A 14,507-nucleotide genomic window follows, 5' to 3' on the forward strand; every position below is an offset into this window, starting at 1 on the left:
CTTCTGCTTCCAGTAGGCGAGCTGGGCCTCGTCCCGTTCCCGAGCAGGAGGGTGCGCAGCCACGCGGCGATGTCCGCATGCTCCAGCCGGGGCGTTGGCAGCGTGGGCGTGCGGCGTTGATGGAACGCCGCGTAGGCTTCGCCCAGCTCGCGCACCAGGACGTCCAGTGACAGCCCGTCCACCACGAGGTGATGGAAGGCGAGCAGCAGGACGTGCTGCTCCGGCGCCGTGCGCAGCAGTCGGAATCGATAGAGCGGGCCGCGCGCCAGGTCGAAGGATGCGTGAACCGCGTCCCGGGCCCACTGCGCCGCGGACGGCGCTTCTTCCACCTCCAAGACGCGTGGAGACACGGGGCACAGCACGGGCGCCGGAAGGCCGTCGCGCGCCGGCACGGCGAGCCGCAGCACCGGATGCCTCGTCACCAGCCAGCGCAAGGCGTCTTCCATCGCCGCCACATCCAGAGGACCGTCCAGCTCCACCGCCTCCGCGAGGTGATAGGCGCTGGTGCCCGGATGGAGCTGCTGCACGAACCACAGCCGCTCCTGCGTGGGAGACAGGACCAACGCGGCGTCCGCTGGACGCGGCACGGGCGCGGGGAGCGGGGCCGCGCCGTCACGCCGCGTCTCCAGCTCGCGCGCGAGGCCCGCGACGGTCGGCTCGGTGAAGAACGCCTGGAGTGGGAACTCCACGTCGAACGCCTGTCGCACTCGCGCTACCAGCCGCGTGGCGGCCAGCGAGTGACCTCCGATGTGGAAGAAGTCGTCCTCGCGCCGCACCTGCGGCAGGCCCAGCACCGGCAGAACAGCAGGGCGAGCAACTCCTCGACGGCGCCACGGGGACGCGCTTCGGGTGCGGCCTCCGGCGCGATGTCCGGGATGGGCAGGGCCGCCAGTGCCTTGCGGTCCACCTTGCCACTGGTCGTCATCGGCAGGGCGGTCAGCACCGTGAAGCGCGAGGGCACCAGGGCCTCGGGCAGCGCGCGCGACAGCCCTTCGCGGAGCCGGGACTCGACGCCGGCAGCCGTGTCTTCCAGCACGAGGAACGCCTCCAGGCGTGCATCTCGCTGAGCGCCGCGCACCACTACCGATGCCTGCCTCACACCGGGCTGGCGCAGGAGGGCGGCCTCCACTTCCTCCAACTCCACGCGGACGCCGCGCACCTTCACCTGGAAGTCGGTGCGCCCCAGGAAGCCGAGCGAGCCATCCCCGTTCCACCGCACCCGGTCACCCGTGCGGTACAGGCGGCCACCCTCCCTGCCGGAGAAGGCGTCTGGGATGAAGCGCTCGGCGGTGAGGTCCGGCCGGTCGCGGTAGCCGCGGCCCAGGCAGGTACCGCCGATGTAGAGCTCGCCGGGGACTCCCGGCGGCACCGGAGCGCCGTTCGCATCCAGGACGTACAGCCGGCACCGGTCCAGCGGACGGCCCAGGCGCACGGGACGGTCGGGCAGCGTGATTTCCGCCGCGACGTTGATGCTCGTCTCCGTGGGGCCATAGGTGTTGACCAGCCGCGTGTCGGTGAGCGCGAGCTGCCGCACCAACGGGTCTGGCAGCACCTCGCCGCCCGTCACGAGCACCTTGAGCGAGCGGAACGCCTCCGCCGCACCGGGCTCCTCCAGCGCGGTGGCCAGCGAGGACGGCGTGATGACGACATGGGTGATGCCGTGGCCGAGGATGTCGCGGCCCAGGCCCAGAGGGCCCACTTCGCGCAACACGGTGCGCGCGCCACGGGTGATGCTGAAGAGCAACTCCTCCAGGTGGATGTCGAAGGACAGGCTTCCCGACGACGCCCAGCAGTCTCCCGGCTGTGTGGCGTAGTACGTGTCGAACGCCGCGAAGCAGTGGACGACGTTGCGGTGGGTGAGCTCCACGCCCTTGGGCTCGCCCGTGGAGCCGGATGTGTAGAGCAGATAGGCGAGGTGCTCGGCGCGCGGGGGGCGGGGGACGGCCACCACGTCTCCACGCACGTCGGGCGACACGAGGGGAACCCCAGGCTCCACGCCCGCGAAGAGTCCCGGGCGGCTGACAACGAGCCGTGCACGGGCCTGGCGCAGCAGCGCCGCGCGGCGAGCGGGTGGATGCGACGCCTCCAGGGGAAGGCAGCCCGCGCCACTGATGAAGATGGCGACCAGGGATACCACCGCGTCCAGTGAGCGCTCCAGGCACAGGCCCACCACGGCTTCGGGCCCCGCGCCCGAGGCGGTCAGGTGTGCCGCGAGCCTCGACGCCCGGGTGTGCAGCTCCCGGAACGTGAGCGTACCTTCCGGCGCCACCACCGCTGGCGCGTCCGGCGTGCGGGCCACCTGGGCCTCGATGAGGGACACGATGGTCCCCTCCGAGTCGAAGGGGCGCTCGGTGGCGTTGAAGCCTTGGAGCACCTGCTCTCGTTCGGTGGCGGAGAGCAGGGACAACTCACCCACGGACGTGCGAGGCGCGGCCACCGCGTGGGCCAGGAGCTGCACGTAGTGGTTGCGCAGTCGCTCCACGGTGCCGGGCTCGAACAGGTCGGTGCTGTACTGGAAGTAGACCTCGAAGCCCTCGCCCACCTCGATGGCGGTGAGGAAGAGGTCGACCTCGCACGTCCATGTCTCGATGGGGACGCGCCGTGCACCCAGGGCATGGAAGCCACTGGCGGCGGACAGCTCGGTGCGATGCAGGTCGAACATCACCTGCACGAGCGGCGCGTGCCCCGGGCTGCGCTCCACGCCCACGGCGCGCACCAGTTGCTCGAAGGGCACGTCCTGATGCGAGAGCGCGTCCAGCGTGGTAGCGCGGACCTGGGCAAGGAGCGAGGCGAAGGAGGTGGACGCATCCACCTGCGTGCGCAGAGGCACGGTGTTGGCGAGCAGTCCCACGACGCCTTCGAGTGAAGGGTGGGTGCGGCCGGAGACGGGCGTGCCGACGCAGAAATCGTCCTGCTGGGAGTAGCGGTACAGCAGCGCGGCGAACGCGGCGTACAGCACCATGAACGGCGTGACCTGCTGTTGCCGGCACAGCGCTCGCAGGCTCTCGGAGAGAGACGGCGGCAGCGGGTGGTAGCCGGTGTTGTCGCCCCGGTGCGTGAGGACGGCGGGGCGCGGCTTGTCGGTGGGGAGCTGAAGCAGCTCCGGCGCATCGGCGAGCCGCTGCTTCCAGTAGTCGAGCTGAGCCGTGTCGCGAGCGCGGACAGGCTCGGAGCGCTGCCAACTGGCCACGTCCGCGTAGTGCAGCGCCACCGGGGCGAGCGTGGGCGCATGGCCCTGCTGGAAGGCGGCGTACGCCTCGCCCAGTTCGCGCATGAGCAGGCCCGCGGACAGCGCGTCGCTCACCAGGTGGTGGAACACGACGACCAGCACATGCCGCGCTTGCTCGGCTTCGAGCAGCAGGAATCGATACAGCGGACCGTGCTCCACATCGAACGGCCGATTGCCTTCTTCCGTCAGGCGCCGAGCCTGACGGGCCTGGGCGTCCGCCCCCGGCGCCAGGGGCTCCACCTGAAGCACGCTGGCGGGGACCGGGGACACGTTCGCCTGCGGCTGACCCTGTCGTGAGGACACGGTGGTGCGCAGCACCGGATGGCGCTCCAGCAACCACCGCGCCGCCGCATCCAGCGCGGCCACGTCCACCGAGCCCGTCCACTCCGCGGCCTGTCCGACGACATGAGCACCGGAGTCCGGCTGGAGCTGATGGATGAACCAGAGCCGCTCCTGAGCCTGGGAGAGCGAAGGCGCCGAGTCAGAAGGCGCCGGAGGCGGAAGCGAGGACGAGGAGCGCTGAAGCGAAGCGACTTCCAGCGCGAGGCCCGCGACGGAAGGGGAGGTGAAGAGGGCGGAGAGGGGAAGCTGGACGCCCAGGGAGTGGCGGACGCGAGCCACCAGCCGGGTGGCGGAGAGCGAATGGCCACCGAGGTGGAAGAAGCTGGCCTCCCGCTCGATGCGCTCGAGGCCGAGGACCTGGCAGAAGAGCTGAGCAAGCAGCTCCTCCAGGGGCCCGCGAGGAGGCCCGCCTTCGGAGAGGGAAGGGGCCTCGTCGAGAGGAAGCGCGGCGAGGGCCTTGCGGTCGAGCTTGCCGGTGGAGGTGAGAGGAAGCTGGGCCCGAAGGACCCAGCGAGAGGGAAGCATGAAGGCCGGGAGGAGACGAGCGAGGGCGGCCTGAAGGGAGTGGACGTCGGCGTCGGGAGAAGCGGGGACGACCCAGGCGACGAGCCATGAGTCGGAGGGCCCGCGTCGCTGGACGGTGACGGCGGCGGAGCGAACGCCGGGGAGCGAGGCGAGGGCGGCTTCGACTTCGCCCAGCTCGATGCGCATGCCGCGCACCTTCACCTGGAAGTCGACGCGGCCCAGGAAGCCCAGGGTTCCGTCGGCATTCCAGCGGCCCCGGTCTCCCGTCCGGTAGAGGCGCGAGCCCGGCGTGGTGCTGAAGGGATGCGGGATGAAGCGCTCGGCGGTGAGGTCCGCGCGTCCCACGTAGCCACGACCGACGCCCGTGCCGCCGATGTAGAGCTCACCCGGGACACCCGGAGGCAGCGGCTGGAGCGCGTCGTCCAGGACGTACACCTCCATGTTGGCCTTGGGCGTGCCGATGGGCGTGCTGGCGCTCGCGGGCGGAGCGTGCATGCGCCAGAGGGTGGCGGTGTCCGCGCACTCGGCGGGGCCGTAGGCGTTGACCAGTGGCAGGCCGGGGTGGCGTTCGAACCACGCACGGCAGGTCGAAGGCGGCAGGGCCTCGCCAATGGTGAGCATCTGGCGAAGGGCGGGCAGCGGCGCCTCTCCGGGCTCCTCGAGCAGGGCCTGGAGCAGCGAGGGCACCAGCTCCACGGTGGTGGCACCCGCTTGCTGCAAGGCCGCGATGAGCCGGGCGGGCTCACGCACCACGTCGTCATCCACGACGGAGGTCGTCCCTCCGGCGGCCAGCGCTCCCAGCATCTGCCAGATGGAGATGTCAAAGGAGAGAGGCGCCGTCTGCGCGAGCACGTCGGACGCGCCAAGTTGCAGCGAGTGCTGCATGCCCAGCAGGTGGTTGAGCATGCCGCGGTGGTCCACCATGACGCCCTTGGGTGTGCCAGTGGAGCCGGAGGTGAAGAGGACGTAGGCCAGCGAGTCCGGCGTCGCGAAGGAAGGCAGCGGCGCGTCAGATTCGGCCTCCAGGTTCTGGATCGACAGCACGCGCGGCCGATGCTCGGGCGGTATCTCCGCGAGCACCTCGGTGAGCAGCGCCTCGACAGGGCCCAAGGGAAGGACGAAGGGCGCGCGGCTCTCCAGCAGCAGCCGTGCGAGGCGCGCCGCGGGCAGTTGAGCGTCCAGCGGGAGGTAGGCGGCACCGGCTTTGTGCAGCGACAGCAGCGCGCGAACGGTGGCCTCGGATCGGCGGCCGAGGAGGGCCACCACGGACTCGTGCCCAACGCCCTGGGCGCGAAGCGTGCGCGCGGCGCGAAGACTCAGGGCCTCCAGTTGCGCGTAGGTCCACTGTGCGTCGGCGGAGGCAAGCGCCAGCCGTTCGGGTGTGTTGCGCGCATGGGCGCTGATGCGCTCAGGCAGGCAGGTGTCCAGGTCGAAAGCCAGCGGCGCGGGACGGGCGTGGCGAAGCACCAGCGCCTGCTCGTCGGACGACAGCAAGGACAGCCGCGACAGCGGCAGGTTCGGTTCGGCCAGCGCCTGGGTGAGCAGACGCTGATAGTGCTCCATCATCCGTCGAGCGGTCTCCGGCTCGAACAGCTCGCCGCTGTAGCGGAGGAAGAGCTCGAAGCTCCCTGCCTGCTCGATGACACTCAACGCGAGGTCGAACGGGCTGGCGCGAATGTCAACGGCGACTGGGCGCGCATCCAGCTCCGCGAATGCATCCTCGAGTGAACCCTGCACCCGGTGCAGGTCGAACATCACCTGGTACAGGGGCGCATGACTGAGGCTGCGCTCCACGCCGAGCGCATGGACCAGTTGCTCGAAGGGCACGTCCTGATGCGAGAGCGCATCCAGCGTGGTGGAGCGGACCTGGGCAAGGAGCGAGGCGAAGGAGGTGGATGCATCCACCTGCGTGCGCAGAGGCACGGTGTTGGCGAGCAGACCGACGACACCTTCGAGCGAAGGGTGGGTGCGGCCGGAGACGGGCGTGCCGACGCAGAAATCGTCCTGTTGGGAGTAGCGGTACAGCAGCGCGGCGAACGCGGCGTACAGCACCATGAACGGCGTGGCTTCGTGTTCACGGCAAGCGCGCTGCACAGTGTCCGTCAGCGCGGCAGGCAGTGCCTGGGTCCCCGTGGAGGCACCCTGGTGTGTGAGGACGGCGGGGCGCGGCTTGTCGGTGGGCAGTTGGAGCAGCTCCGGCGTGCCGGAGAGCCGCTGCTTCCAGTAGTCGAGCTGGGCCGTGTCGCGCGCATGGACAGGCTCGGAGCGCTGCCAGTTGGCCACGTCCGCGTAGTGCAGCGCCACCGGGGCCAGCGTGGGCGCATGACCCTGCTGGAAGGCGGCATACGCTTCACCCAGCTCGCGCAGCAGGATGTCCAGCGAGAGGCCGTCCACCACCAGGTGATGGAACACGGCCAGCAGCACGTGCCGGTCCTCCCCTACGTCGAGCAGCAGAAAGCGGTACAGCGGTCCCTGCTCCAGCGAGAAGGGCCGCCATGATTCCTGCTGAAGCCGAAGCTCCAGTGCCTCGGGGGCCGCGCGCAGGGCTTCGACTTGAAGCACACGCGCGGGAATAGAGGACACCTCGACGCGCGCCTGTCCCTGCTGTGACACCACGGTGGTGCGCAGCACGGGATGGCGCTCCAGCAGCCACCGCACCGCCGCATCCAGCGCGTCGGCGCTCACCGTGCCGCGAAGCTCGACGGCCTGGGGGATGTGGTAGGCGCCCGAGCCCGGCTGGAGCTGATGGATGAACCAGAGCCGCTCCTGAGCCTGGGAGAGCGAAGGCGCCGAGTCAGAAGGCGCCGGAGGCGGAAGCGAGGACGAGGAGCGCTGAAGCGAAGCGACTTCCAGCGCGAGGCCCGCGACGGAAGGGGAGGTGAAGAGGGCGGAGAGGGGAAGCTGGACGCCCAGGGAGTGGCGGACGCGAGCCACCAGCCGGGTGGCGGAGAGCGAATGGCCACCGAGGTGGAAGAAGCTGGCCTCCCGCTCGATGCGCTCGAGGCCGAGGACCTGGCAGAAGAGCTGAGCAAGCAGCTCCTCCAGGGGCCCGCGAGGAGGCCCGCCTTCGGAGAGGGAAGGGGCCTCGTCGAGAGGAAGCGCGGCGAGGGCCTTGCGGTCGAGCTTGCCGGTGGAGGTGAGAGGAAGCTGGGCCCGAAGGACCCAGCGAGAGGGAAGCATGAAGGCCGGGAGGAGACGAGCGAGGGCGGCCTGAAGGGAGTGGACGTCGGCGTCGGGAGAAGCGGGGACGACCCAGGCGACGAGCCATGAGTCGGAGGGCCCGCGTCGCTGGACGGTGACGGCGGCGGAGCGAACGCCGGGGAGCGAGGCGAGGGCGGCTTCGACTTCGCCCAGCTCGATGCGCATGCCGCGCACCTTCACCTGGAGGTCGGCGCGAGAGACGAACTGGAGCACGCCGTCCGGCAACCAGCGCCCCAGGTCTCCCGTCCGGTAGAGTCGCGCGCCCGGCGTGGCGCTGAAAGGGTGCGGAACGAAGCGCTCGGCGGTGAGGTCCGCGCGTCCCACGTACCCACGGGCCACGCCCAGGCCGCCCAGGTACAGCTCGCCCACGACGCCGACCGGAACAGGCTGGAGGGCGTCGTCCAGGACGTACACCTCCATGTTGGCCTTGGGCGTGCCGATGGGGGTGAAGCTGCCTTCAGGGGCCTCGTTGATGAAGTGGAGGCTGGCGACGTCCGAGCTCTCCGTCGGGCCGTAGGCGTCCGCCATCCGGCAGCCCGGGCAGCGCTCCAGCCAGGTCCGGCACAGCGCGGGCGGCACGGGCTCGCCGCCGAGCACCACCCATCGCATGTCCGGGAAGTCCTGCTCCGGACGAGCGCCCTCCAGGATGGCCTGGAGGACGGAGGGCACCATCTCCATGACGGTGGCGCGGCCCTGCTCCAGCGCGTCGGCGAGCCGGGGCGGATCCCTCATCACGTCGTCTTCGATGAGGTACGTGGTGCCGCCACCGGGCAGCGCGCCCAACATCTGCCAGATGGAGATGTCGAAGCTGAGCGCGGCAATCTGGGCCACGACGTCAAACCCGTCCAGGCCCAGCGCCTCGCGCATGCCCAACAGGTGGTTGAGCATGCCGCGGTGGTCCACCATGACGCCCTTGGGCGTGCCGGTGGAGCCGGAGGTGAAGAGGACGTAGGCCAGCGAGTCCGGCGTGGCACGCGGCGACAGCCGCTCCGCGCTCTGCGACTCGAGTCCCTCCAGCGACAGCACCCGAGGCCGCCGGGCTTCGGGCACGCCCGCGAGCACCTCCGACAGCAGGGCCTCGTCCGTGCCCAGCGGAAGCACGAACGGCGCGCGGCTCTCCTCCAGGAGTCGGGCCAGCCGCGCCGCGGGGAGCTGCGCGTCCAGCGGAAGGTACGCGCCGCCCGCCTTGTGAATCGACAGCAGCGCGCGCACGGTGGCTTCGCTGCGGCGCCCGAGCACGGCCACCACGGACTCCAGGCCGACTCCCTGGGACACCAGCCGTCGCGCGGCGCGGTTGGTGTGGGCTTCCAGCTCCGCATAGGTCCACCGAGCGCTGGAGGACGCCAGGGCCACCTGGTTCGGCGTGCGCGCGGCCTGGGCGGAGAAGTGCTCGGGGAAGGCGGCTTCCAGCGGGAAGGGCCGGCGCGGCGGGTTCGAGTCCGCCAGCACGCGGGCGCGCTCCGCATCAGGCAGCAACGACAGCGCATCCACGCGCGTGTCCGGCGCGCGCAGCGCATGCGTGAGGAGGTGGAGATAGTGCCCCAGCATCCGCCGCACCGTGGCGGCCTCGAAGAGGTCGGTGCTGTAGCGGGCGAACAGCTCGAAGCCGGATGCGCTCTCGAAGAGCGTGACGTGCAGGTCGAACTCGCACGCGCCCGTGTCCATGGGGAGGTCGCGGGCCTCCGGGAAGGCGCCCGCCAGGGAATGCTCCACGCGGTACAGGTCGAACATCACCTGGAACAGCGGGGAGTGGCTGAGGCTCCGCTCCACGCCCAGGGCCTGCACCAACCGCTCGAAGGGGAGGGCTTGGTGGCCCAGCGCATCCAGCGTGGTGGCGCGAACCTGGTCGAGCAGCGCGGTGAAGGCACCCGCCGCGGTGACGCGCGTGCGCAGCACCACCGTGTTGACGAACAGGCCGACCAGCCCCTCCAGGGACGGGTGCGTGCGCCCGGAGACCGGCGTGCCAACGCAGAAGTCGTCCTGCCGCGAGTACCGGTACAGCAGCGCCGCGAAGGCCGCGTACAGCGTCATGAACGGCGACACCTGCCGTTCCCGGCTGAAGGCGCGCAGCGCGCCCGTGAGCGAGGCGGGGAGGGCGATGCGCTCCGTCAGCGCCCCCGGTCCGACCGCCGCACGGGCCGAGGCTTGTCGGTGGGCAGCTCCAGCCCCTGCACGGCGCCTTCGAGCTGCCGCTTCCAGAAGGCCATCAGCTCTGGTTCATTCGCGGCGGCGTCGGGCGTGTGCTGCCAGGCGGCGGCATCCGCGTACTCCAGCGGGAGCGCCGCCAGCGCGGGGACTTCACCCCGGGCGTGCGCGGCATGGAGCACACCCAGCTCGCGCATCAACACGTTGATGGACGCGCCGTCGGTGACCAGGTGGTGGAACACCAGGACCAGCACCTGCCGCTGGCTGGAGAGCTTCAGCAGCCGGAAGCGGTACAGCGGCCCCTGCTCCAGGTCGAATGGCCGGGAGGCTTCTTCGCGCAGCCTGCGCGACAGCAGGGCCTCGCTCGCGCCCGTCGCATCCTCCACGTCGAGGACGCGCTCGGGCAGGTCCAGGTAGCGCACCTGGGGACGGCCGCCCTCGGCGGGGAAGCGGGCTCGGAGCAGGGGATGGCGCGACAGCAGGGCTCGCAGCGCCGCGTCGAGCGCGCCCGCGTCCACGGGGGACTCCAGCATCGCGGCCCACGGCACCACGTAGGTCGCGGTGTCCGGGCGGAGCTGGTGCAGGAACCACATGCGCTCCTGCGCGGGCGACAGCACGTCGGCCGTCCCCGCCGGGCGGCGCGAGGGGCCCACCACGTTCCGCTGTGGCGAGGAGGGCGCGGCGCTCCCCGTGCCGGGGTTCTTGCGCTGCTCCAGCAACTTGCGCAATTGCTCGCGCTTCGCGGCGGCGAGGGAGTCGGAGTCGGATCGCGAGGTCATGAAGTCGGATTCCGGAAGGCCCGGTGGGCTAGATGCGAACGTAGAGGCTCACGCCCGCGCGGAAGACGCCCAGCCCCGAACCGGAAACGGTGGGGTCCGCGGGGATGCTCTCGAAGCGGAACTCGCTGCCACGCTCGCCGTAGGGCACCTCGACGAAGGTCTGGACGAAGATGTCCCGGATGTCGAAGGGCGAGGAGTTGAAGGCCAGCCGTGACAGGTACGACGCATCCTGCACGTTGGCGATGGTGGTGAAGATGAGCGACAGCTGGGACACGCCACGCCGGCCGATGTTGACCTGCCCCATGGCGTAGTAGCGGCCATGGAAGAGCGGCCGGAAGTCCCCCTGCGAACTCAGCCAGGGCAGGAAGGCGCGGTCGTCGTAGCCCAGCGGGTTGTGGAAGCCCTCCACCCGGATGACGGCGCGGTAGAGCTCGGCGAAGTTGAACGTGGCCGAAACGCCCGCGCTGACCAGCAACTTGCGTCCCTCCAGCGTGCGCTCCACGAAGCTGTCGCCATCACGGGCCCAGAGCCGCGTGTTGCCGTCGCCCACCCAGGCCACCTCGGCGTTGAAGTCCAGCAGGCCCAGCGCCATCGTCGCGTCCAGGCCGTACCGGGGCCGGCGCGACTGGTCGAACACCGCCGTCGCGGCGATTTCGCCCGTGCCCACCGCCATCTCCGCGCGCACGCCACCGCCGTAGCGCACCCGCCGGAGGTCCTCGCTGACGTCCTCCACGTTGGCCGTGCCCAGGAGCGACAGGTTGGCGGCCATGGCCTCCCACGGCACCGTGAGGCGGACCATGTCGACGCCCGTGCGCAGGTCGAAGATGTTGAGCGGATCCGGGTTGGGCGCCTGCAGGAAGTCGGTCGGGTTCCAGATTTGCGAGCTGCCCCAGCGAATCTCCTGGCGCCCGGCGGTGACGAACAGCCGCTGGGCGACGTCGAACTTCAGCCACATCTGGCCCAGCACGGCGGCGGGTCCGTTCGCCTCCGTGGACAGCGGGTCATACGCCAACCGGCCCATCATGAAGCCGCGCACGTGCTTCGACGGCGTCGCGTCCAGGTAGATGTCCGCGAGCGCGGGCAGGACGGGCTGGTACGACGTCTTCCCCTGGGAGCGCAGCCCCGTCACCTCCGCGCGCTGGAAGTAGATGCCGCCCACCGCGAGCACGTCCTGCTGACGCTCCTGCGCCGTCTCATGCCAGGGGTCCGCGGCCTCGCCTTCCGGGCCCTGCCAGCCCTCCACGATGGCGCCCGATGGACCGGCCGGCCGAGGCGCGGGAGCGGGAGCGTCCAGCAGGTCCTCGAAACCGTCGGGCGCACCGGCCCCGCTCGGGTCCACGGCGGCGGTGGCGAGCCCGGAGGCGGAGTCCGTGTCGGGCGGCAGCGTCCCCGTGGCGGGCGCCGCCCTCGGGACATCCAGCGCCGCCGCCGCGGCCGGCACGGTGGCGCCTTCACTCCCGGCCGAAGCCATGGCGCCTCGTGCCGGGGCCGGGCTCTCGGAGGCCAGGGGCTCGGTGTAGCGCATCGACTTCACGCGCCGCTGCTTGTCGAGGAGCACGCTCAGCCCGCGCGCGCGGTAGTGCCACCAGCGCTGGCGCGCGGGCGCGGCTTCTTCCTCGTGACAGTCCGGGCCTGCCTCCGAGGCCTTCGCCGCGCCACACGCGGGGCCGTACAGCGCGACGAGCCCCGCCAGCGTCGGCGGCTTCGTGGGCACCACCTCGATGCGGCGCAGCACGCCCTGCCGGGCGTCGAAGTGGAAGCGCGTGCTCCGGGTGCCTCCCGGCGCGGCCTTGCGCTGGTACGTCAGCACCACCGCGCCGTCCTCGTGGACCTGCCGGGTGGGCGGGCCAAAGGAGAGCAGGACCTGCTGGAGCGTCGTCGTGCCCGGCTCCGTGCCGTTCCAGGGTTCGGCGGACGCGGCAAGACTCCAGAGCAGGATGGCCGCGGCCAGGGCTCGAACGGGCAGGGGGGGCATCATCACAGGGGCCCCTGAGCGTATACGAGTCTCAATCAGCGATACATGTGTCGAAAATTTCTTAAGAAAGGGGACTCCGGATTGACAGGCCCCCCAGACAGCCGGACACAATCGCGCCCCCACCCCCCGACCCAGGAGGCCTCATGGCTTCGGAAGAGACCCTGTCCGCAGCGCCCGCCCACTCCGAGCCCGCCACTTCCGAGGCGGCGCACAACGAGGTCTCCACCGCGCCCGAGAAGCTGGATGAGATCGAGGAGATCGACTTCCTGCTCGAGGAGATCGAGAGCAAGATTGCTCCGCTCGCGCTGGCTTAAGGGTCGTGCGTTCCTACGTTGACGCCTTCTCTCCGTACTGGCACCCGGTCGCCTTCTCCAGCGCGCTGACGGCCGTTCCGCTCGCCGTGCAGTTGCTGGGGACGGAGCTGGTGCTGTGGCGGACGGGCTCGGGCGTGGCCGTGACGCACCGGCGGTGTGCGCACCGGGGCGCCGACCTCAGCCTGGGCGTCGTCACCCCGGAGGGCTGCGCTGCGGCTTCCATGGCTGGACCTACGGCACGGACGGACGCTGTGTGCGGGTGCCGTCACAGCCCGCCGCGCCCATTCCCGCCCGGGCACGCGTCCCCGCCTTCCAGGCCACGGAGCGGTACGGCCTCGTCTGGGTCTGCCTGTCCCCGGAGCCCGCCGCGCCGCTGCCGGAGTGGCCGGAGCTGGAGGACGGTGCCCTGGCCACCGTGCCCCTGCCGGTGCTGGAGTGGGACGTCGCCGCGGGCCGGATGATTGAGGTCGTCCTGGACGTGGCGCACCTGTCCTTCGTGCACGAGGGCACCTTCGGCAACCCGGAGCAGCCGGAAGTACCTCCCTATGAAGTGGAGCGGCGCGCCACCGGCGTCGGCGCGCGCATCGTCTACCCGGCGCTGGCTCCGGCGACGGATGGCCTGCCGCCCCGGGTGGATCGCACCACGCTCACCTACGACGTGACGCTGCCCTTCGCCGCGAGGCTGGCCTTCAAGCCCACGCTCTTCTACGTCCACACCGTCTACGCCATCGCCTCTCCGCTCTCCGAGGAGAAGATGCGGTGCTTCTACTTCGCCTCGTACCACCCCCGGCTGCGCAACCACTTCCCGGACATGTTCGTGAAGAGTGAGCTGGCCATCCTGGAGCAGGACCGGCGCACGCTGGAGGGCGTGCGTCCCCGGGCCCAGCCCCTGGACTTCGCCAGTGAGGTCCACACGCCCGCGGACCGCCTGCCCATCGAATACCGCCGGGGCGTCATCGCCCTGCGGCTGGGCAAGCCCGTGGACGGACCCGCCCCGGAATGAGGACCCACACCCCCATGCGCTCCCATCTCCTGTTCCTGCTGCTGGCGCTGAGCGCCTGTCAGCGCAACGAATCGCCGCCGCCACCCGCGAAGGCTCCGGCCGCATCAGCGCCAGCACCTCGTGCTCCCGCCGTCCCGCCCGTCACAGCGTCCGCGGACGCGGCGAAGCTGGAGCGGGGCCGCTACCTCGTGGAGAACGTGCTCGCCTGTGGCTCCTGCCACACGCCGCGCGACTGGGCTCGGTATGGAGGCCCCGCCTCCGGGCCCTCGCTCTCCGGCGCCTGCTGGGACGACCCGGCCTGGGAGCTGCCCGGTCGCGTCTGCGCGCCCAACATCACCTCCGATCCCGAGCACGGCATCGGCCGCTGGACGGATGAGGAGCTGATGCGCGCGCTGCGCGATGGCACCGGGCGCGACGGGAAGACGCTCTTCCCGCTCATGCCGTTCCTCCTCTACCGCGAGTTGTCGGACGCGGACGCCCAGGCCGTGATTGCCTGGCTGCGTCAGGCCCCGGCCGCCCCGCGCGCTTCGGCCCGCTCGGTCATCCCGGACGAGGTGTACGCGCAGTACAAGGACATGGCCGCGCCCATGAAGACGGCCGTGCCGGAGCCCGCCGCGGATGACGTCTCTCGCGGTCGCTACCGGCCACCATGGCGCAGTGCGCCGCGTGTCACGCGGGCATGGACGAGGCGGGCACGCCCTTCGTGGGAGGACGTCCGCTGCCCACGCCGCACGGCCCGGAAGTCGTTTCCAATCTCACGCCGCATGCACGCGGACTGGGCGCCGTGGACGAAGCGGCCTTCGTCGCCCGCTTCACCGCCTTCAAGGACTGGCACCCGCGCCCGCGCGGGCGGGCCGGTGAACAAGCTCACCATGCCCTGGGGCTTCTTCGCCGGACTGGCGGAGGCGGACCTCAAGGCCCTCTACCGTTACCTGCGCACGGTGCCCGCCGTGGCCCCCGCCGCGCCGACCGCGTCTGGCAAATGACCCATTCT

6 protein-coding genes and 2 pseudogenes are annotated in these 14,507 nt (G+C 71.2%); 4 read left to right on the top strand and 4 right to left on the bottom strand.

Going from position 1 to position 14,507, the window contains the following annotated elements; translation table 11 throughout:
- Nucleotides 1–113: 113 nt before the first annotated feature.
- The 4 genes and pseudogenes from QEG98_RS08900 to QEG98_RS08915 all read right to left on the bottom strand — a co-directional run.
- Nucleotides 114–794, bottom strand: a pseudogene (locus QEG98_RS08900) (condensation domain-containing protein); the annotation flags it as partial.
- Nucleotides 713–9,496, bottom strand: a complete 8,784-nt coding sequence (locus QEG98_RS08905; protein WP_316567854.1) for a non-ribosomal peptide synthetase — start codon at nucleotides 9,494–9,496, stop codon at nucleotides 713–715. The pseudogene QEG98_RS08900 and the gene QEG98_RS08905, both read right to left, overlap by 82 nt.
- Nucleotides 9,406–10,221 (bottom strand): condensation domain-containing protein, encoded by an 816-nt coding sequence (locus tag QEG98_RS08910; protein WP_316566399.1) that lies wholly within the window; start codon nucleotides 10,219–10,221, stop codon nucleotides 9,406–9,408. The genes QEG98_RS08905 and QEG98_RS08910 overlap by 91 nt, the downstream gene beginning before the upstream one ends.
- A 28-nt stretch (nucleotides 10,222–10,249) precedes the next feature.
- The gene (locus QEG98_RS08915; protein WP_316566400.1) at nucleotides 10,250–12,199 is read right to left on the bottom strand and encodes a hypothetical protein; all 1,950 of its coding nucleotides are present in this window, start codon (nucleotides 12,197–12,199) and stop codon (nucleotides 10,250–10,252) included.
- Nucleotides 12,200–12,339: 140 nt separating this feature from the next.
- Between QEG98_RS08915 and QEG98_RS08920 the strand changes: the two genes are divergently transcribed.
- The 4 genes and pseudogenes from QEG98_RS08920 (at nucleotide 12,340) to QEG98_RS08935 (ending at nucleotide 14,499) form a co-directional block, all read left to right on the top strand.
- Nucleotides 12,340–12,510 carry a Xan family putative trans-acting RiPP leader peptide gene (locus QEG98_RS08920; protein ID WP_143043095.1) on the top strand — a complete coding sequence of 57 codons (171 nt, stop codon included), beginning with the start codon at nucleotides 12,340–12,342 and terminating at the stop codon, nucleotides 12,508–12,510.
- A gap of 86 nt (nucleotides 12,511–12,596) precedes the next feature.
- Nucleotides 12,597–12,644: pseudogene (locus QEG98_RS08925) on the top strand (hypothetical protein); the annotation flags it as partial.
- 20 nt (nucleotides 12,645–12,664) lie between these two features.
- A complete protein-coding gene (locus QEG98_RS08930; protein ID WP_316566401.1) occupies nucleotides 12,665–13,513 on the top strand; it encodes a Rieske 2Fe-2S domain-containing protein in 849 nt (282 codons plus the stop codon).
- Between the two features lie 14 nt (nucleotides 13,514–13,527).
- Nucleotides 13,528–14,499 (top strand): cytochrome c, encoded by a 972-nt coding sequence (locus QEG98_RS08935; protein WP_316566402.1) that lies wholly within the window; start codon nucleotides 13,528–13,530, stop codon nucleotides 14,497–14,499.
- Nucleotides 14,500–14,507 lie beyond the last annotated feature (8 nt).

This window comes from Myxococcus sp. MxC21-1 (assembly GCF_032612255.1).
In the GTDB taxonomy this organism is placed as follows: Bacteria; Myxococcota; Myxococcia; order Myxococcales; family Myxococcaceae; genus Myxococcus; species Myxococcus virescens.